This window comes from Clostridium sp. MCC353, from assembly GCF_018785315.1.
In the GTDB taxonomy this organism is placed as follows: Bacteria; Bacillota; Clostridia; order Lachnospirales; family Lachnospiraceae; genus CHH4-2.
Genome location: NZ_WQPN01000021.1, coordinates 38,999 through 58,012, shown reverse-complemented (window position 1 = coordinate 58,012; position 19,014 = coordinate 38,999). Strand labels below are relative to the sequence as shown.

At 41.5% G+C, this 19,014-nt stretch carries 18 protein-coding genes and 1 pseudogene; 13 read left to right on the top strand and 6 right to left on the bottom strand.

Annotation, left to right across the window (positions count from 1 at the left end):
• Window positions 1–15 precede the first annotated feature (15 nt).
• Together GPL15_RS05360 and GPL15_RS05355 are read right to left on the bottom strand one after the other, a co-directional pair.
• On the bottom strand, window positions 16–264 hold the full coding sequence (locus GPL15_RS05360) for a hypothetical protein (RefSeq protein WP_346344898.1): 249 nt from the start codon (window positions 262–264) through the stop codon (window positions 16–18).
• A 104-nt stretch (window positions 265–368) separates the two neighbouring features.
• Entirely contained in the window at window positions 369–932 is a 564-nt protein-coding gene (locus GPL15_RS05355; RefSeq protein WP_252198108.1) for a TetR/AcrR family transcriptional regulator, read from the bottom strand.
• A gap of 153 nt (window positions 933–1,085) precedes the next feature.
• On the opposite strand from GPL15_RS05355, the gene GPL15_RS05350 reads away from it, so the two are divergent.
• The 5 genes from GPL15_RS05350 (at window position 1,086) to GPL15_RS05330 (ending at window position 5,425) form a co-directional block, all read left to right on the top strand.
• On the top strand, window positions 1,086–2,003 hold the full coding sequence (locus tag GPL15_RS05350; RefSeq protein WP_215696714.1) for an NmrA/HSCARG family protein: 918 nt from the start codon (window positions 1,086–1,088) through the stop codon (window positions 2,001–2,003).
• Between the two features lie 56 nt (window positions 2,004–2,059).
• Window positions 2,060–2,914 (top strand): sialate O-acetylesterase, encoded by an 855-nt coding sequence (locus GPL15_RS05345; RefSeq protein ID WP_215696712.1) that lies wholly within the window; start codon window positions 2,060–2,062, stop codon window positions 2,912–2,914.
• A gap of 129 nt (window positions 2,915–3,043) precedes the next feature.
• The gene (locus GPL15_RS05340; protein WP_215696710.1) at window positions 3,044–3,331 is read left to right on the top strand and encodes a type II toxin-antitoxin system RelB/DinJ family antitoxin; all 288 of its coding nucleotides are present in this window, start codon (window positions 3,044–3,046) and stop codon (window positions 3,329–3,331) included.
• 178 nt (window positions 3,332–3,509) lie between these two features.
• Complete coding sequence (locus tag GPL15_RS05335; RefSeq protein WP_215696708.1) at window positions 3,510–3,785, top strand: hypothetical protein; 276 nt, start codon at window positions 3,510–3,512, stop codon at window positions 3,783–3,785.
• Window positions 3,786–4,054: 269 nt separating this feature from the next.
• On the top strand, window positions 4,055–5,425 hold the full coding sequence (locus GPL15_RS05330) for an AAA family ATPase (RefSeq protein ID WP_215696706.1): 1,371 nt from the start codon (window positions 4,055–4,057) through the stop codon (window positions 5,423–5,425).
• A 395-nt stretch (window positions 5,426–5,820) separates the two neighbouring features.
• On the opposite strand, the gene GPL15_RS05325 is transcribed toward GPL15_RS05330, so the two are convergent.
• The 3 genes from GPL15_RS05325 to GPL15_RS05315 all read right to left on the bottom strand — a co-directional run bounded on the left by GPL15_RS05325 (window position 5,821) and on the right by GPL15_RS05315 (window position 8,941).
• Window positions 5,821–7,218: a hypothetical protein gene (locus GPL15_RS05325; RefSeq protein WP_215696704.1), complete on the bottom strand. Its 1,398-nt coding sequence runs from the start codon at window positions 7,216–7,218 to the stop codon at window positions 5,821–5,823.
• A 15-nt stretch (window positions 7,219–7,233) separates the two neighbouring features.
• Window positions 7,234–7,785 (bottom strand): hypothetical protein, encoded by a 552-nt coding sequence (locus tag GPL15_RS05320; protein WP_215696702.1) that lies wholly within the window; start codon window positions 7,783–7,785, stop codon window positions 7,234–7,236.
• A 190-nt stretch (window positions 7,786–7,975) separates the two neighbouring features.
• The gene (locus GPL15_RS05315; protein WP_215696701.1) at window positions 7,976–8,941 is read right to left on the bottom strand and encodes a WYL domain-containing protein; all 966 of its coding nucleotides are present in this window, start codon (window positions 8,939–8,941) and stop codon (window positions 7,976–7,978) included.
• Between the two features lie 194 nt (window positions 8,942–9,135).
• On the opposite strand from GPL15_RS05315, the gene GPL15_RS05310 reads away from it, so the two are divergent.
• The 8 genes from GPL15_RS05310 to GPL15_RS05270 all read left to right on the top strand — a co-directional run bounded on the left by GPL15_RS05310 (window position 9,136) and on the right by GPL15_RS05270 (window position 18,695).
• Entirely contained in the window at window positions 9,136–9,474 is a 339-nt protein-coding gene (locus GPL15_RS05310; protein ID WP_215696699.1) for a helix-turn-helix transcriptional regulator, read from the top strand.
• Window positions 9,475–9,639: 165 nt separating this feature from the next.
• Entirely contained in the window at window positions 9,640–9,855 is a 216-nt protein-coding gene (locus tag GPL15_RS05305; RefSeq protein WP_215696697.1) for a hypothetical protein, read from the top strand.
• Between the two features lie 29 nt (window positions 9,856–9,884).
• Window positions 9,885–11,717, top strand: coding sequence for a YARHG domain-containing protein (locus GPL15_RS05300; RefSeq protein ID WP_215696695.1), 1,833 nt, complete (start codon window positions 9,885–9,887; stop codon window positions 11,715–11,717).
• A 368-nt stretch (window positions 11,718–12,085) separates the two neighbouring features.
• Window positions 12,086–12,235, top strand: a complete 150-nt coding sequence (locus tag GPL15_RS05290; protein ID WP_215696693.1) for a hypothetical protein — start codon at window positions 12,086–12,088, stop codon at window positions 12,233–12,235.
• A 126-nt stretch (window positions 12,236–12,361) separates the two neighbouring features.
• On the top strand, window positions 12,362–13,999 hold the full coding sequence (locus tag GPL15_RS05285) for an AAA family ATPase (RefSeq protein ID WP_215696691.1): 1,638 nt from the start codon (window positions 12,362–12,364) through the stop codon (window positions 13,997–13,999).
• Between the two features lie 932 nt (window positions 14,000–14,931).
• Window positions 14,932–15,204, top strand: a complete 273-nt coding sequence (locus GPL15_RS05280) for a DUF87 domain-containing protein (RefSeq protein WP_215696689.1) — start codon at window positions 14,932–14,934, stop codon at window positions 15,202–15,204.
• Between the two features lie 376 nt (window positions 15,205–15,580).
• Window positions 15,581–17,323, top strand: a complete 1,743-nt coding sequence (locus GPL15_RS05275; RefSeq protein ID WP_215696687.1) for a recombinase family protein — start codon at window positions 15,581–15,583, stop codon at window positions 17,321–17,323.
• A 154-nt stretch (window positions 17,324–17,477) separates the two neighbouring features.
• Complete coding sequence (locus GPL15_RS05270) at window positions 17,478–18,695, top strand: ATP-binding protein (protein WP_215696686.1); 1,218 nt, start codon at window positions 17,478–17,480, stop codon at window positions 18,693–18,695.
• A 129-nt stretch (window positions 18,696–18,824) separates the two neighbouring features.
• On the opposite strand, the pseudogene GPL15_RS27280 reads toward GPL15_RS05270, so the two are convergent.
• Window positions 18,825–19,007: pseudogene (locus GPL15_RS27280) on the bottom strand (ABC transporter substrate-binding protein); the annotation flags it as partial.
• Window positions 19,008–19,014 lie beyond the last annotated feature (7 nt).

The following is a 19,014-nucleotide window of genomic DNA, read 5'->3' as shown; positions in this document are numbered from 1 at the left end:
ACGCTTTACGCTGCTCTATTTTTTTGCATTTTCAGAAAATTGGGTTGTAACCAGATCTTCATAAGGAACTTTCTGGGGCAGCTCTCCTGCTTCCTCCAGGATGTTCTGAAGAAGGTCAAAGCTGCTCTTTTCAAAGATAGTATCGCCTTTCCAGGTATCCTGGGATTTGTAACGGTCCACGATTATGGTGATGTTCTCAACCGGGGTTTCTTTGAACTGGGGCTGAATGGTTTTGGCAATTTCCTCGGCTGAATGGGAGTTCACGTAGTCCAGACCTTTTTGGATGGGATTGAACGAAGGATACTATATGCAATAGGAACCGCTAGAGGAGCTGCTGCCTTTTTCCTATAAGGCAGAGGACAGCTCTGCTACAAAAACAGCGCTTCGAACAGCAAGCGGTTCTCATCGGTAATATCGAATTCGCCGCCTGTCATAATCCATTTGAGGATAATGCCATTGGATAAGCAGCACAATGAGTCGCCCAGTATCTTGGGAGAGGCGGTGCGCTTAATCTGTCCTTCCTGCTGGGCCCGTTCAAGCAAGCTGATTACGATATCCGTTAGCCCGCCCTGTTCCGGCAGCACAGGGATAACCTGGTCCTTTAGGTATATGCGGTACAACTCTTTTGTCAAAGCGACACCGGCCTTTGTGACATGGCGGATGCGCGTTTCGATAATCCTCAAAACCTGATTCGCATAGTCATGTGCGCTCAGAATAGAGGCTAATTCATCACTGCTCAGCATGTTGTCGGCGGAAAAATAATCGCGAACCAATTCATCCTTTGATTTGTAGTAATAATAAAATGCCGTTTTCGTAACATTAATTTCTTTACAGATGTCATCGATGGTGATGTTTTCAAAACCATGTTTCTGAAACAAATCAATGGCGGCCGTCATAAGCGCCTCTTTGGTAGCTCCCTTTTTAGCCATCATAGCACCTCCGTTCAAGTATGTCTTTTATTATAAAATACTTTACTCTAAAAATCAATAACATTACTTGAGTAATAATTTTAATTACTTAGATATTGATTTTTTAGAACAACAGGAGTATAATGTTGCCAATGAAGCCAAAAGGGGGTAATCGTTATGATAGAGACAACAGGGCAGCCGATACTGATTATTGGCGGAACAGGAGTACAGGGCGGCAATGTTGCGCGGGAGCTGCTGAAGCATAATTACCGTGTTCGCATTCTCAGCAGAAACCCACAGTCTGCCGCTGCGCAGGAAATTGCGGCAAAAGGAGCAGAGATTGTGCAGGGCGATCTGGCGGATGTCGATTCACTTGAGCCCGCTATGAGAGGTGTTTCAGCCATCTTTTCCGCCCAATACGCAGACCCGTGCGACCCATCTGTCGAGCTGCGCAATGCGGCGAATATGGTTAAGGCCGCTCAAAAAGCCGGAATTGAGCAGGTGGTTCACACTTCGGTTGCAGGCAGCAACTTATTTCCGCGCTGGAGCAAATACAAAGCATTGACCGGCTATTATGAGCAGAAATACCAGATTGAGGAATTCGTCAGAAGCGGCGGCTTTCGTTATTGGACAATTCTCCATCCATGCCTGTTCATGGAAAGCTTTGAGGAAGAGTCTGCCAAGGTAATGGCGCCGGAGCTGAAAGATGGCGTCCTTTTCGGTGTATTAAAGCCTGATACCCAAATAAAATGGACCTGCGGTGACAATACCGCACAGTTTGCCCGCGCAGCATTTGAAAACCCGGAAGGGTTCAACCGGAGCGATATCGATGTTGCTGGAGATGAATTGTCGATGTCCCAGGCGGCTCAAACGCTGAGCCGCGTGCTTGGAAAAAGCGTGGTTTATGAGGCCGTCAGCCATAAAGAGGCCGTGCGCAGAGGTCTGCTGGAAGGTACGGTATGCGGTCAGGAATGGATGGAGGCCGTCACTCCCAGCTTTGGATTTGATATCGATAAAACCAGGCAGTATGGCGTCCCGCTGACCAACCTCGAAACGTGGGCAGCTACTCACCGGGAAAAAATTTTCATCCGGTAAAGTGCATGCATTTATACCAGTTTAAAAATATGTAGAGAACAAGGAGCTTATAAGAAATGGAACATACAGTGAAATCGTTTTTGATGATCGGTCAATCGAACATGGCCGGCCGTGGTTATCTCCACGAAGTAAAACCGATCGTAAATGAGAGAATTGTCATGCTGCGCAACGGAAGGTGGCAGATGATGGCTGAGCCAATCAACTGCGACCGTTCAGTCGCTGGTATCAGCCTTGCGGCATCGTTTGCGGATGCGTGGTGTCATGAATACAAAGAAGGCCAGATTGGTCTCATACCATGCGCCGAGGGCGGAAGTGAAATCGATGAATGGGATGTCGGTAAAGCGCTCTATAACCACGCGATCAGCGAAGCCCGGTTCGCCATGAAAAACAGTCAGTTGACGGGAATTTTGTGGCATCAGGGCGAATCTGATGGTATGGGAGGCAAGCACGAAAAATATTATGATAAATTGCATAGAATCATGCAGGGGTTTAGGAAGGAACTGGAGGCACCCAATCTTCCGATTATCATTGGCGGATTAGGAGACTTTTTGGGCCGATCAGGTTTTGGAAAGAGCTGCACTGAATATACGCTCATCAATCAGAAGCTGAAACAATTTGCCTTTGAGAACGATAATTGCTATTTTGTGGATGCTGCGGGCCTTACCTGCAATCCCGACGGCATTCATATCAATGCAGTTTCCCAAAGAAAGTTTGGTCTGCGGTATTTCGAGGCATTTTACCACAAGCAACATATATTAGAACCTTTAACAAATGAGGATGAAAAGCTTTTGATTCTGGAAGCGAGAACACACACAAAGGCCGAGAAAATATTCCTTTTAAGTATGAAAATGGCGTTAGGAGATATATCGTACAGAGATTTTGAAGCGCGGATGGCACAGACTCTGGAATGAGTATTTAGAATAATTTAGTAATAAATACGACGCAAGTAACAATGCTAAATCAATACAAACATATTGATTTAGAATTGTATACTTGCTATTCTTATAGTAGAAATAGAGTGGGTATAGGAGGTGGCATAAATGGCAAGTACGATTCAAGTAAGAGTAGATGATGATTTGAAAACAAAGTCAGATGCTTTATTTAAAGATTTAGGAACAGATACCACAACTGCAATTCGTATATTTTTAATACAGGCGCTGGCAGTAAATGGTTTTCCATTTGAAATAAAAAGGGCAAATCCATATGAAGTGTTAACAGAGCATGATATCTTAGATAAGCTGGAAAAATCGCGTGAGCGCGCAGCACAGGGGATGTATAAAGAGGCGACAGATGTTTCTGGTGATATAAGGGCAAAGTATGGATTATAAAGTAGAGACTGCGTCAGCTGGAATATCATCGTATTAACTTCTTAAATCACAGATATTTTATGCTATACCGCATCGTGGATCATATGGTATTTGTGGATAATATTTTTCATGAGTTGCAGGATTATGAAAATAAGATGTATTAGTCCTGGCAAAGGGGGATAACTTTACAAGAGTAATTATGAAATTTAAATTAGATGTAAATTATTCAGAAGAAGAACTGGAATTTATTAAAGAACATAATTGCGGCATTCTTTCCGAGATAAAGCTATCTAAAACAGACTTTACAGGAAGTGAATATCCGCAACGTATGATTAAGTATGGCAGCACCTATATTGCTGAAATCCATGATGATGAGAGTGGTGAGTTGGTGTGGGCCGTTTTATCGAAATGGAAAGGCAGATATCATTTTTCAAGTGTTTATGATAGTTTATGGTTATTAGAACAAGGTTTATAATTTTTGCATTAATAAAAAGCATAATAGCGTGCCAGTTTTGAGCTAAGATGTTTAATCTTACGCTTTGGAATCTATTTATATGAAAATGATTAAAGCTAAGTTTCGCTTATAGCTTACGCAGGGGGTATTATCCTCCTGCCTTTTGTATTTTGGGTAAAATGGCGAATCTTGTCTAAGCAAGAGGAACAAAAAGAAAGGATGTGCTTGTTTTGTTTGTGCCGTAACTGTTATAATAGAGGATAGTGTAAAGTCATGGAGGTCATATTGAGATGGCGGTAGAATTGAAACGTGATATATATGATAAATTGCTGCAGTGGAAAAAAGATGATTCCGGCCAGGTACTTCAGGTCTCCGGTGCCAGACAGGTAGGAAAAACTTATATATTGAAAAAATTTGCATATGAGAACTTTCGACATGTGATTTATATAAGCATGGCGGAATCATCAGGAGAGCAGTTTTTAAAGTGCTTGGATAAAGTGGATGAATGGGAACCAGGGACGCCACGGGAAGAAAAACCGATTCATAAAGCATTTGAACTTTTTGACAGAGAATTTAGAGATACAAAGGATACTGTTATCATCATAGATGAGATACAGGAATCCTCAAGAGTTTTCAATCTGGTACGAACGCTTGCCAGAGAGTTTGACTGCTATGCCATTATTACGGGCAGTTATTTGGGCAGACTGTTGTCAAAGGAATTTTTCCTACCTGCGGGCGATTTTGAGGATCTGACACTGGAAACATTGACATTTCCGGAATTTGCGGAAGTATTTGGCAAACGGGAGTTGTATGAATCCATAGATTTGTTCGGTGGGTCTGATCCGGAACAATATGAAGAATTAAAAGAATGCTTTGAACTTTATCAGAGAATCGGCGGCTACCCATCTGTGGTAAATCTGTATTTGGAACACAAAAGCCTGGAGCGCTGTGATGCAGAGCTGGGCCGGTTAATGAGTATTTTTACCAATGAATCAAAGCGATATTTTGATGATGTGATGGAAACAGATACCTTTGAAAAACTGTTCCATGGAATAGCGGTTACATTGATCCGGGAGAAGCAGGGAGCCGGTGATTTGGTGGAGGATTTGAGCAAAATTGTCTATAAGCAGGAAAGCGGCAGATTCACGAAAAAGATGATTAACCACGCAATCAGCTGGCTGCGGTCTTCACATATTATCGGATATGCAAGTAAAAGCATTGACTGTGATTATTTAAATATAAAAGAGAACGACAGATTTTATTTTCTTGATGTAGGAATCGCGCATTACTTCGTTGCCAGGGCGGGAGCGGATGAAGCGATAATCAGAGGCATTGTAGCTGAGAATTTTGTTTATCTGACGCTGCTTAGGCAAATTTCAGGTGACATAGCAGGGAATGCGCCTTGGTTTGCAACTTATGGGAAGACAAAAGGTGAGCTGGATTTTTATGTCAGAAGTCTTCAGGATTATAAAAACTATGGAATAGAGGTAAAGGCAGGCAGTAACTCCGGTAATACCGTGACACGCTTATTAAAGGATGGCAAGATCGACTATATTTATTATTTGAAGGGGGATACCTACGGAGGAAAGACGGAGGATGGGAAAATTTGGACGGTTCCTCTTTACTTAGCAGACAGGATTGTCTTTGACTTGGGTGTATAGATACACAATCGTTGATAGATTTACTCATGTTACTGTAATACTTGGCCTGGCAGGATGTAGAAATCCAGGCTTTGGGCGATGGCTGACAGTTGGATGAGAAAACGGGATGAGTATTTAGTTGGCAATCATAGAGCACTTCAGAGATGTGAGGACTACTATGAGTTTTAGACTTTACGGATCGTGTTCAATGATGGATAATGCTGTTGCCGTATAGTCAAATTGGTGGATAAAAACTGTATTATACTTGGGACAGATCGTTATCCGAACGCAAAAACTAGAACGTGCCAGGAGGAAATATTTTGCTGCCTCCTGGCAAGATGGATGAGACGTATGATCATACTCGGATAGAATGACAATATCATGGTGCTTGTAAGCATTCTGTAGAAAATCTGAAATTAAATTTCGTCAAATAGATAGTCAATTTCTTCTATCTCTGCTTGCAGCTTTGTAGATATTTCACTTTCAATGAATTCCTGCTTTATTTTTGAGATATAGCGAACATCAGTGAATAAATGCGAAACAGTAGATAATAAACTTCCTATATCGAGATTCTTAGGATTTTTAGTTATTGCTGTATTAATAATACTACTTGTAGAAGCAATGGAATTTGAAATCAGCAGAATCTTTCGAGTCCTTACTTCAAATAAATCTAGCGGTTCCTCTTCTTTGCGGAATAGGCCGTGAACAAGTAATATTAAAATATCAATAATTTTTGAAACTACAAATGAAGCGCCTACAATTTTCAAGTCTCTTGCGAAACATAGCGAATCATAATTACTTTTGTATAGCTTGCTTGCAAAGTTTTCATTAATACTTGACAAAAGGGGTATAGGTAAACCTAGTTTCGTATATTTGTCTGATTTTAAATGTTGTGATTGTGCAAACACAGCGGCAGGTAAATTTAAATAATCGGCATTCGCATATTCATAGCATTCTTGAAACATTTTGCTTAATGGCACAACCTCTGATGTGATTTTCATAGGATCTCTAGCTACTCTTAAAGATAAAAAATTATTAAGGGTAACGACATCCGTGAGGATATTTGCCGTACCGAAAATCCATCCTAAGATGGGGTCATGTCCAAGCGTATAAAGCCTATGATATGCCCCGCCCATATTAATGCCTAAATCAGCAGATCCCTTGGTGATATCATAAGGAGGTGTTTGATATAATATATTAATCCAACGACCAGTTCCGTGATTCTTTAAGTTTTTGTCCCTGAATTTATCGTTTGCTTTTCTATGTGCTTCTTCAATCGACTTGTCATTATGATCAAGGCGTTTGGATTTGTCAATCTGTTCCCCATAGTGGAACTTGTCTGCTACATATGGAAATAGAAGAGCTTTCGTTACCTGCAGGGCTGTTGCAACAGCAAGAAAAGACAAATCTGTCTTATTAACGATAGTTGTCTTTTTTGAAAATACATGGTTAATATCATCTAATTCGCTAAATGCCTCATTGATTTCAGCTTCAGACATAATATCTTCTAAGACAACAGGATTAGGATCATATTCATTCGCCTGAGCGACAATACTTTCCCAACTTTCAATAACAGGACGATGTTCAAGTTTTCGGTCTTTATTTTTTTCTTTAGCCTCTTCTGACAACTTATTAATTGAAGAGCCTTTTCCCAGAGAACGAAGCAATTCCATTGAAGACTCAATATTGTCATCTGCTTGCTTTCTGCTATTACCAATTTCAGAATTATTCAATAGAGATTTCGAAATATCCTGATTCATTTTGAGTATCTTATTAATATCCATCTCATCATTAGAGTACGAGAATTTGCTCATTGATATCCTCCTTGGTTAAGCGGCTATTCCCAAGTCGTGCTGTAATTCTTTGATGGCAGCTTGCAATAAAACATTAAGACCAGTTAAGAGTTCTATTCTTTCTTTATCAGCATTCGATTTATCCTTTAATTCTTTAACTATTGCAGTCTGCTTTGCTAGCGCATTTTTATATACCAGCATCTTTGCATTTTGTAGTTTTTTGTTCTTTATATGAGAAGCAATTCCCACACCTGCACCTCCTAAAACTACAGCAGGGGCTGCTAATACAGCGATACCGGCGACCATGCCACCACCTATTAAGGCTCCGGCTGCTGCTAGACCACTGGTGATACCTGCCGCACTGAGTCCTACAACAGAACCGCCCAAATATAAACCGGCGAATCCAACACCAGCGCCAACACCAGCACCAACAGCTCCAGTAAGTGCTTCATTTAACGGAGAATCTTTTATTGTTCTTGATGTGTCATTTAAAGCTCTATCTGCTTCTGCAATTACATTTTGCACCGCATTCAGAGCCTCCTGACTTTGAAACTTCATATCCTTTTTGCTTTTTACATATTCGCCCATTTCTATTTCTCCTTAAAAATTTTTATTGATATATTTAAAATCATTTATAACATGCTGTGTTAATATTTTATGTGCCTGCCGATCTCTTTTAATAGATTTTCCGGCGTCCCCTTTATGTTGCTGAGAATTAATTTGAGGATAGTTTCTGCTAGGCTAACTGGCAATGTATAGTTATTTGGCTTATGAAAAGTCATATCGACACCACCTTTTCTTTATTCCCATTGATTTCTATGTTTTCGCCTTGTCCTTTCAACCAAAAGTTAAGTCCCTGATTACCATACACTTCCACAGTAACAAGATAACTGCCGCCCTCCTGTCTTTCAGCCATAGCGGTTGGCAGTCTGTCCAATACCGCATTAATATCAGCCCCCTTATAAATAAAACTGGCTTTATGCAGCTTCCCGGTAAACATAAATGGTATTCTCTTCCGAAACTCCCCCTCCTCAAACCGATCCTTATAAGGAACATGAAATCGTTCATCCGTAATCCGATATTTTTTGATACGATCAATCCGGTAAACCGTGGGGTATCCCGGATATTCCTTGTCTTTATCTCCGATATAAGCAATCAAGTAGAAGTAATATTCTGATCCCATGATGCCTACCGGTTTAATATTGACTTTACTGACTTCACCGGATACTTTCTGGTATTCCATCTGAATCATCCGGTGCTGATATACAGCGGCGCCGAGTTCCCAAATCGAATTAATTAATGCTTTGCCATGCCGCGGTTCCACATAATGGAATATTTCATTTTGCAGAAGCTCATACATTTTTTTCCGTTCCTCTGTTGGAAGGCATGCCCCGATTAAATCGGTTATGATTTTTTCCATTTCTTCCTTACAGAGAGAACGGCTTTCCAGAATGACCTTTGCAACAGTAAATAATTCTGCATTGGTAAGTGTAATTGTTTTTGCACTTACAATGCGAAATCCCTTGGCGATACGGTCATATTGGATTTCCGTCAGTTCCCCGTGGCGGTCCATTCGATTTGCATAAAAATCACGGATGGAATCAATATCGCGTTGAATTGATCGTGGATTAACTCCATATTCATCTGCCAGTTCCTGCTTGCGTATGATTTCGCCGGATAACAGCCGGCTGTAAATTTCCAGCACGCGGTCATGTTTACGGGCGGATTCTTTTACTCCCTCCACATTGTCACCCCCTCTTTTTTAAAACTATTATATCAATTGGCAATGACAGCGCATGTCATCGCAGATAAATAGTCATAATAGTACTGTAACTATTATACAATTATTAATGCTTAAAGGCAATCTAAAATAATGCTATTAGAATATTCAAATGACCTGTATTATCTGTAAAATTGAAATGAGAGAGGGGGTTCATAATGAGAAATGTTGATTATGCAGAGATTGGGGCAAGAATCCGGACGGCCCGGCTCATGCAGAAGCTAACCCAGGAAGAAGCCTCCGAGAGATGTGATATCACCACTTCATACTATGGTAACATTGAACGTGGTGATAAGAAGATGAGCGTGGAAACGCTGATTAAGGTTGCAAAGGGATTGAATATTTCTACGGATGAGTTATTATTCGGTGATGCAGCCGGTGAATGGACTGAGGCCGATGAATTTTTAAAGGAAGTGCAGAGAACCGTTGAGCGGGAATATTTTACAAAGTATTTAACCGTCATGAAAGCCATTGCGTCAATCATTCATAAGCTGTAGCGTGAATATAAGTGAAAAGTCCTCTTTTTCAGAAAAATAATATAATAGTGAATGACACCAGAAAGATTTCAGCCATTATGGCTGATTTTTTTTGCCCAAAAACCGGCAAGAGACATCTGCTGTCATCCGAAACAATTATGCTGGAATCAGAAGGAGGATGAAGAAATGGAAACGCACAAAGAAATGAAACCGGAGGAGAAATGTTACAGGATTACATTGCTGCGCTTTGGAAAAGCAGTTGTCAGCGCAAAATCCCAGAATGACGCTGCCCGGAAAGCACTTCTTTTGAAGGAAACAGATATTCACTGGCTTTCCGATCAGGATGGGATACCGGGAGGGCGTCTGGTCAGCTTGGTAGAGCCGCTTGATGAGTCAATGTAAAAGTAAACAGAGGAAGGAGATTATGAGTAATGAATAACTATGACGTAAAAGGAATTTTAATGAAAACAGAAGCTCCATTCGAAAATGCCATGGAGCCGCTTGATAAGGGGTATTATATCCTGGGTGTAATCGGCCTGGCAGTTGGCTTTATCCGCTCCGGAGTGGACGGAGCTGCGCTCATGGCCCTTTTGGGGCTGTTTTTGTGGTGGATTATCAAGGCGAATATTGCTTTGGCAAAGTGGAGAAAACTGCGGACCCGGCAATTTCATATGGACAAACAGATGCCTGGAGAAGAGCTTCTTGGCCATTTGGCTGCTGTTTTGACACCCTATGGACTTCGTGTTGATTCTTTGGAGGGAATGCCCTCTGTGATCTACAAGAATATTCGGATTAAAGTTGTTTATAATGAAAATGGCACCTTTTCTCTGCCTTGGAGCCAAAATCCGGGATTTTTCTTGTTCGATCACCGCTATATTACCAGCTATCTGAACACGGTAGCAATCATGTCCATCGTAGCGTATCATGTACAAAACGCCGGATCTGCTGCAGAAGCGGGAGCGGAACATACCGCCCAGAGAACCAGCTGTGCAGCACAAGGATTCTTTCCGCCCGTTAAACCGGTGAAGAAGAGAATCATACAGTCAGTTGTGATTGGGGTGTTGGCGCTTATAACCGTATTAGGATTGGCAGTGAACGGCGGCGATAAAAAATACATTGATTCTGTTAAACAGGGTTCACCGATTGCATATCCCCAAATTACATATGGAGAAGCGTTTGAGAATTTCTTTAAAAAACCGAGGTGGAGGTATTTTAAATCTGAGGCCGGAGATGATGTTGTGGAATTTTTGGGGAGATGTATGTTCCAGGATACGGAGGTTGAAGCTGTTTTCCAGTTTATCTTATCTAAGGATGATGATACATTTGAAATTGCTTACCTGGGACTGAATGATATTCCTCAGAATCAGCTTGTAATTCTGGGTGTTGTATCTAAAGCATTTGATGAGTATGGCAGCAGTCATGGAGGACTATCAGAGAATACGGAGAACGATCCGGGCGAATCTGAGGCGGACGAAATGCGGGAAGAGGAAGAAATGGAAGAAAGCCGGAAAGCGGCTGAAACAGAATCTAAAGAATTTTATGGGAAAGCAGAGCCAGAAACAGAGCCAGAAACAGAGCCGGTAATTGGTAATATAGCCCAGGAAAGTGATGGAACCGTTCAACCCGGAATGGTTTACGGTATCTACGAGTACCATGATGAATACATGGATGCTGCTGCAGAGATTGGCTGGAACCAGGAAAAGGGAACGGAATATATTTATTTGTCGGGAGTTTCAAAGGATGGAAGGGGTGCGGGAGAATTTTCCGGCGATGTGGTTTCTACAGCCGATAATAATTATACGGCTGTGGACACAGACGGAAATGTAATTGATTTCTATCATAATGGCATAGATACCATAGAGATTCAGAATGATGCCAATTCCGGTTTATATGGCTTGTATTTTCCAGGGTTTAACGGCATTTACCGAAAAACAGAAGAATTGTCTCCGACGGCCAACATAAAAGATCATGGAGATGTAGGGGATACTTATGAGGGTAACTATATTATTCCATACAGTGATATTCAATCCATTGCTGAGATGGGGAGTTTGGCAGAAAATATGTCCAGTGAAGACCTGCGCCTTGCAAAAAATGAGATTTATGCCAGGCATGGAAGAAGGTTTAAGGATTCCGAACTGCAGGGGTACTTTGATTCCCAGCCTTGGTATAATGGAACCATAGAACCGGAGGCATTTGACGAAGGTGTTCTGAATGAGATTGAAAAAAATAATATTAAAATATTAAACAGTTTGCTTGGTAATTAGATCAGGGAAAACAAATAAATCCGGAAGTTTTAAAAATTTCAATCAGATATTATAACCGTAAGAATATTTTCAGGAGGTGAATAATCTATGTATCATCAGATTCTCACGGTTATTCTGCAAGCAATTTCTTGTATCTTTGAAATCTTAGGAAAAGATGAATAACCAAATCATGCCCCAGGCGCTTGGCAGTCTGGAGCATTTTTTTCTGCGGATATTGACTCATTTTAAGGCGAATAGCAGCTTGCAGTAAAGATATAATTTTCCAGAGCAAGTCGGGTAATACGCCATTCACGTCCGGGCTTAAAGGCTTTGATCTCACCATTCCGGCAAAGTCTGGCTGCGGTGGCGGCTGCAGAAATCTGGAGGAAATGGTTAAACTAATTGCAGCCGTCTATCAGGATTGCCGGCAGGAAGCGGAGCAACTGTACAGCAGCCTTGGCGGATTACTGGACTACGAGACGGTCAAAAATAAGATTATTTATAAACGTTCGGAGGATCGAATGATTGTCGCGGAGTAGAATAAAAATGATGTCCACAAAGTGAGCATACCTTTGTGGAGAACTACAAAACGATATCTGTGGAAAGCCGTTTTGAAATATGATATGATGGTGACAGGCAGAGAAATAGGAAAGAGGGTTGAGAGTATGGAAGGAAGAAAAAACTTACCCATCGGAAATGATGATTTCGCAGAGATAAGAAGAGATAACTGCTATTACGTTGATAAAACACTGATGATAAAAGAGTTTCTGGATATGAATGATAAGGTGGCTCTGGTGGCTAGGCCCAGGCGGTTCGGGAAGACGCTCAACATGACGATGCTTCGTGAGTTTTTCGACCTTACAAAGGACAGCCGGGAACTTTTTGAAGGTCTGGCGATTATGAAGACAGAGTATGCGGAGCAGATCAATTCCCGCCCGGTTATTTATTTCACCTTCAAAGACTGCAAAGGCGCAACTGCTGATGAGCTGATGATTCTTGTAAAACGGAATCTGTATCAGGAATATTTACGATACGAGAAGCTGTTGAGAGATAAGATAGATAAGAGTTCCTTTGAAACACAGGATTTTTATGAGATGATAGATGTTCTGAGAAATCCCCAGGCGAGTTATGGGCAATATTCTTTTTCGATACAACTGTTGACACAATTTGTTAAGGATGGCTATGGTGTTGCGCCAATTCTTTTAATTGATGAGTATGACCAGCCGATTATGAGTAGTTATGAATATGATTATCACGATGAGGTGGGCGTGTTTTTCTCTAATCTTTATGGCAGTGCTATGAAGGGGAATCCGAATCTGGATCAGGCGTTAATGACAGGAGTTCAACGTGTAGCTAAGGAAAGCATTTTTTCCCAGTTTAATAATCCGCAAGTCTATACAGTAGTTGATAAAGAATATGCTCCATACTTCGGTTTAAATGAAGAAGAAACGCAGACATTGTTAGAGGCGTATGGACTTGAGTTAGACGATAAAGTGCGCCAAATGTATGACGGCTATCAGATTGGCGGCATGGATATGTATAATCCATGGTCGATTATCTGCTATGCTAAAAAAGGCCGTTTGGAAAATTACTGGCTGAAGACCTCCGCCAATTTCCTGATAAAAACTGCACTTAAATCTGCGGATAAAAACTTTTGGAAGACCTTTGACAAATTGGCGGCAGGACAGGAAGAAATGGTTTTTGCCACCTTGGACACCTCATTTGCGGAACGTGGCAGCCTATATAGTTTATGGGGATTATTGGTTAACGCCGGATACTTGACGGTTACGAAATGGATTGATGCCGAAAGCTGCATAGTTAAAATTCCGAATGGAGAGGTTCTATCTGAATTTCAGACATTGATTACCGAGTTGTCCGGTATGGACAGACTGGATTTACTGCAAATGTTTCAATATCTGATGGATAAGGATATGAATAAGTTTCTTGCCATATATCAAGATATCGTTATATCCTGTACCAGTTATATGGATGCCAAGGAGAATGCGTATCATATGCTGTTCCTTGGTATGTGTATCACACTGCGAGGTTCCTATAAGGTGACAAGCAATCTGGAAGCCGGTTATGGAAGAAGCGATATTACACTGCATGCATTGTCCCCCAAAGATACCAATGTAATTCTGGAATTTAAGCAGGGAGAGGATATTGAACACCTAAAAGAACAGGCATTGCAGCAGATTCTGGAGCAGAAGTATTATTCGGGACTATCGGGAGAAGTGTTGTGCGTGGGCGTGGCTCATCATAAGAAACGGTGTGAAATAGCGCATAAAGTGATTAGCATATAATGGAAAGGATAATTCAATAAAAGTTTGCGTACAGCCATTATCAAATGAATCAGGATGCATTTATGAATCTTTACTGTCGCCGGGAATGCATTTTGCTGAAGGGATACTTACAGAGACGTTTGCGTTTACAGAGTTAAACCGCCTGTATCAGGTTTCGGCTGGGAGAAAGTTAGTGTTGGGGTATAACCGGGCCATACCGTCTAAGGGAGGATGTGGGGAATTGTTGGAGACAATTTCTGTTTATACGGTGGGGAGCAGGTTTCCTTATGGCAAGTAGATAAAAGGGCTGAAACCCACATGATTTTCAAATGGTGAAGGGAAAAATGCAGTGAAGCGCGGAAAATCTGAATTTTTTCAAGGGGAATTTATTCGGAGTATTCATAAAACCGCCATGGATATTACGGTGAAAAAGAGAAAGGAATAAATTATAAGATTTTAAGAAAAAGGATTGAAGATATGACGGCAAACACAATGTCTCAAGCGGACATATGGTTTTTCAAAAATGTTTTTGATCCGGAATTATTTACTTGTGTATACTTAGCATTATGTGCTAGAAGCAATTCAGCCCTGTTATCGTTATATAAAAAAATACTTTAAATCAGATGATATAATAATGGATTTCTTTTTAGAAAAATTATCCCTTGTTATTAATAGGATTATAGTGAATATATGCTGGAGACAGAGGAACAGTGTATGAATAAAAATGCTTATTGTGTTATAGCAGCATTAAATGGGCAATGGAGTTTTTGAGGGGAAAAAATTGCCCCTCTTTTTTGCGCTTTCAAATGAGCAAGTGCTTTCTAAAAAAATATTTTTAGATTCTTGAGGATTTTAACCATTTTGTAATCTAAATGTGGATACAGACCTGAGAAAACTTATTCAAATTAGGAGGTACAAATCGTGAAAGACACCGGAGAGTAGGAGGAGAAGTGATGTGTAATTTGATTGAAATAGGCATCCATGCAGATGGAAAAGTTATGCTGGATATGGATAAATCCAGTAATCCCCATATTGCAATATCCGGAAGATCAGGAGCTGGAAAATCGGTAGCCGGACAGAAAATCATTCGAAATATTGCAGTTAATGGAGCGGGTTCTATTATTGTTTTTGATATGCACCGCTTATTCAGTGATGAAAACATTTTTCCAGAGTATAGAAATGATATAAAGGAAAAGAGTCATGACATCCGCTGTTTAGTCCATTAATGTATACGGATGGGAAAGCGGAAGAAATGCTGGATGTGATAACATCAATCGAATGTTTTAAGCAGTGCTATAAGGCTTGGCGCCAGACAGAGGGAATATTTGGCGCACTTAAAATTAAGATCTGATAAACCGAAGATATATTTTATTCATAAGAAAAAGGTGTAAGACAAGATGTTGATCCGTATACATATAGTAAAAGGCAGAATTGGCGGTGAGGAATATGCAGTTAAGCACTGGTGTGATCCTGGCCATTCGGGCGGCGTATAAAAGCGGCGTAATAAACTTCGAAACGTATCGTGAAATTAAGAAAAAATATGGATTTTAAGATCAGAGGGCCTGGCTGTTATAAGCCGGGCTTTCTTCAAGGAGACCGGCGATGGAAAAAAGGAGAGTAGTTTTTTACGGCAGGGTAAGCACCCAGAGCGATGAACAGCTATCTGCTTTCGACAATCAGATGGTCTGGTACAACCAGCTGCTGGCGCTTCATCCGGAGTGGACCGTTGTGGGGGAATATGAAGATGCCGGAGTAACAGGAACCAGCGTCAGAAAAAGAAAAGGATTCCAGCAGATGCTGGATGACGGAATCAAGTTTCACAAGTATGATCTGATTGTAACGAGGGAAACCAAACGGTTTGCCAGAAATACGGTGGATGCCTTGTCCTATGTACGGCTATTGAAGCAGCACGGTATTGAGATCTATTTTGTCAATGACGGGATTTGGACCATATCGGACAATGACGGCGAACTTCGCCTCAGTATTATGGCAACAATCGCCCAGGAGGAAAGCCGTAAAACCTCTGAGAATGTGCGGGCGGGCCAGAGGATTTCCAGACAGAAGGGAGTGCTCAGGGGAACCGGCAACATCCTGGGGTACCGGCGAGTGGGAAGAAACCAGTATGAGATCGATACGGAGCAGGCGATCATTGTCAAAAAAATTTTCAAGTGGTATTTAAGCGGAGATGGAATCAGGACAATCAAGCGAAAGCTGGAGGAGCATGGATATAAGACGGCTACGGGTAAAAGCAAGTGGCAGTTTCAAGTGATTGATGATATTTTAAAAAATCCTTTTTATACAGGCAGGCAGCGGCAGCTGGGGAAGATTTCTGATGGCTATCTGACTCAGAACCGGGTTAAAAACAGCCCGGATCAGGTCGAATATATCCAGGGAGATTATGAGCCGATCATCTCCAAGGAGGCTTTTGAGGAAGTCGAACGCCTTCGGGAACAGCGTTATAATAAGATGAACAGCAAAGGGAAAAAGGAGAGCAGGAGCGTCTGGTGCGGAAAATATCTTTGTGGCTGCGGCTGCGGTACGGTGCGGAGAATTGCCAGCGGAAATGAATATATTTTCATCTGTCATTCGCAGCATACCCAGGGAATAAAGAAGAAAAGCATGGGCGGCGAGACTGTGGATTCCTGTTCCTTGAGAACCATTCTGGAATGGAAACTTGATATGATCGCCTGGCATGTAATCAACGATGTATGGGGAAGCAGCAAAACCGATATGAGTCAGGCATTAAAAATAATCGAAGAATGCTATAGAGAAGAAACTACGCTGAGTCAGTTGGAGATCAGTGCGATTAAGGACAAAATAGAAAAGCTGGAAAGGAGGAAACGGGGCCTGCTGGATATGAGGGCCGATGGGGAGATCACCAAAGAGGAGTATGCTGTCAAGAGAAATGAGTACGAAACCCAGATCAATAAGCTGAATGTTTCGATTGCGGAAGTGGAAACGAGCCAGATTGCTTCTGCTGATTACAATAAGAAAATCAGCAGCATGAAACAGGCTTTGGAGAAAATCCTGGATTTATCCCAGCCAAAGCTAAACCGCGATATCGTGGATGGCTTTGTATGGAGACTGGTACATATTTCTGATAATGAGTTTGATATCTACTTAAGCATGGGAAATGATAGCTTTGGCGATGTGGGTTCCGAAGAAAAGGTAATTAAATACAAGGTATTTGAAAGCTCAAATCCAAAGAGAGAGGAGCGGGTGAAATGCACAAAGCTAAAGTCCATCCGGCTGACGTATGATGACGCGGTAAGATACCGGACAATGAGCGGCAAACGGGTTCTGAAGCACAAGTGGGAGGATCTTGAAGTTAATATTTACATTTGATGCGGAATATCTTAACAGTCAGGCCTGCCGAAGAATTAAAACATACAAAAACGGAAAACAATTCTTGTTTTGTATAAAAACTTTGGCTATATCCGATAATCATTCTATAATAGAGATAGAATAATGAACGGGGATATAAGAGAGGAGGTTCCATATGTATATTCAACGCGCAATGGAAGAACGGATTGAAAAATTAGCGGACTTTTTCCCTGTACTCTTGATATGTGGTCCCAGGCAGGTTGGAAAAACAACTATGTTAAAGGAGCTTGCCAGAAGGTGGACACGACAGGTGGGTTATGTTACTTTGGATTACCCACAGATCAGGGCGCTTGCCAAGGAAGATCCGGAACTTTTTTTACAGCAGTATACTCCTCCTGTAATTATTGATGAAATACAGTATGCGCCGGAGCTGCTGCCGTATATAAAAATCAGGGTAGATGAGAATCCTGAAAAGGGACAGTATTTTCTAATCGGCTCCCAGATGTTTCATATGATGAAAAATGTAAGTGAATCCCTGGCTGGCCGGGTTGGAATTATGACGCTTCATTCACTTAGCCAATCGGAGCTGGAAGGAAGGGAAAATGAGGCGTTCCTGCCTTCCAATGTAAAAATGCAGGGAGGTAACCGAACTGTTTCAGAGATTTTTGAATGCATTTATCGGGGCAGTATGCCGGCGGTTAAGGTAAATGAAGGGATGCCGATTGAAGAATATTACGGTTCTTATATGCAGACGTATTTAGAACGGGATATCCGGGATCTGGTAAAGATAAAAGATGAATCCAGATTTTTGAGATTTATTGCATGTGTGGCAGCCCGTACCGGTCAGGAAGTAGTTCTGGCAGATCTGTCCAGGGATACGGAGATTGATGGAAAGACGGCGGAAAACTGGTTGTCTCTTCTCCAGTCTTCCGGGCTGATCTATCTTCTTCCGCCATATTTTAACAATACAATCAAACGGATTGTAAAGCGGCCCAAACTTTATTTTATGGATACGGGTCTGGCCTGCTATCTAAGCCTTTGGAACAATCCCAGAGCCCTGGAGTTGTCCGCTATGGCCGGAGCCATGTTTGAAACATATGTAATATCTGAAATTGTTAAAAGCTATGCCAATGCGGGAATGGATACGAGAAACCGCCTGTGTTATTACAGGGACAATAATAATAAAGAGATTGACCTGATTATACTGGAGAATGGAAAAGCTTATCCGGTGGAGATTAAAAAGAGCGCGAATCCAGGAAAAAGTGCTGTTAAACATTTTGGAGTTTTGGAAGATATGGGACTGGATGTTGGGGAAGGCGCGGTTATCTGCATGACTCCTATGATTGTGCCCATTGACGGGAAAAACAGGTTTATTCCTGTTGGATGTATCTGAATGTTTCTCTTCTGATTTCTCTAAGATAGAATTGTTCATGCGTTGGCATTTGAAAAAGCAGGTGTATAAGGTTAATATGAGTAAATGATTGGCATCGGCTGAATAGCTGATGCCATTTTAGTGTCATTTGTTCAGCCCCATTTGGATTGCATTCGTAAACTTTTGAACAGTCTCAGGATTCTTCTCCATATAGCTTTTTTTAGCGCTGTACGCGGTATAAGGTACATAGCCGGAATCAGTCCCCAGGGAGGCGACTACATAGCCGCTGCCTTCCAGTTCCAGGCCTGTGGCAAAGGGTTCGAATTCAACCGTATTAGGT

Excerpts from the sequence above, each read along its gene's own strand:
- GPL15_RS05280 (WP_215696689.1), top strand. The coding sequence starts at position 14,932 with ATGTGTAATTTGATTGAAATAGGCATCCATGCAGATGGAAAAGTTATG.
- GPL15_RS05330 (WP_215696706.1), top strand. The coding sequence starts at position 4,055 with ATGGCGGTAGAATTGAAACGTGATATATATGATAAATTGCTGCAGTGG.
- GPL15_RS05275 (WP_215696687.1), top strand. The coding sequence starts at position 15,581 with ATGGAAAAAAGGAGAGTAGTTTTTTACGGCAGGGTAAGCACCCAGAGC.
- GPL15_RS05285 (WP_215696691.1), top strand. The coding sequence starts at position 12,362 with ATGGAAGGAAGAAAAAACTTACCCATCGGAAATGATGATTTCGCAGAG.
- GPL15_RS05305 (WP_215696697.1), top strand. The coding sequence starts at position 9,640 with ATGGAAACGCACAAAGAAATGAAACCGGAGGAGAAATGTTACAGGATT.
- GPL15_RS05355 (WP_252198108.1), bottom strand. The coding sequence starts at position 932 with ATGATGGCTAAAAAGGGAGCTACCAAAGAGGCGCTTATGACGGCCGCC.
- GPL15_RS05290 (WP_215696693.1), top strand. The coding sequence starts at position 12,086 with ATGGTTAAACTAATTGCAGCCGTCTATCAGGATTGCCGGCAGGAAGCG.
- GPL15_RS05345 (WP_215696712.1), top strand. The coding sequence starts at position 2,060 with ATGGAACATACAGTGAAATCGTTTTTGATGATCGGTCAATCGAACATG.
- GPL15_RS05310 (WP_215696699.1), top strand. The coding sequence starts at position 9,136 with ATGAGAAATGTTGATTATGCAGAGATTGGGGCAAGAATCCGGACGGCC.
- GPL15_RS05320 (WP_215696702.1), bottom strand. The coding sequence starts at position 7,785 with ATGGGCGAATATGTAAAAAGCAAAAAGGATATGAAGTTTCAAAGTCAG.
- GPL15_RS05325 (WP_215696704.1), bottom strand. The coding sequence starts at position 7,218 with ATGAGCAAATTCTCGTACTCTAATGATGAGATGGATATTAATAAGATA.
- GPL15_RS05340 (WP_215696710.1), top strand. The coding sequence starts at position 3,044 with ATGGCAAGTACGATTCAAGTAAGAGTAGATGATGATTTGAAAACAAAG.
- GPL15_RS05335 (WP_215696708.1), top strand. The coding sequence starts at position 3,510 with ATGAAATTTAAATTAGATGTAAATTATTCAGAAGAAGAACTGGAATTT.
- GPL15_RS05350 (WP_215696714.1), top strand. The coding sequence starts at position 1,086 with ATGATAGAGACAACAGGGCAGCCGATACTGATTATTGGCGGAACAGGA.
- GPL15_RS05270 (WP_215696686.1), top strand. The coding sequence starts at position 17,478 with ATGTATATTCAACGCGCAATGGAAGAACGGATTGAAAAATTAGCGGAC.
- GPL15_RS05300 (WP_215696695.1), top strand. The coding sequence starts at position 9,885 with ATGAATAACTATGACGTAAAAGGAATTTTAATGAAAACAGAAGCTCCA.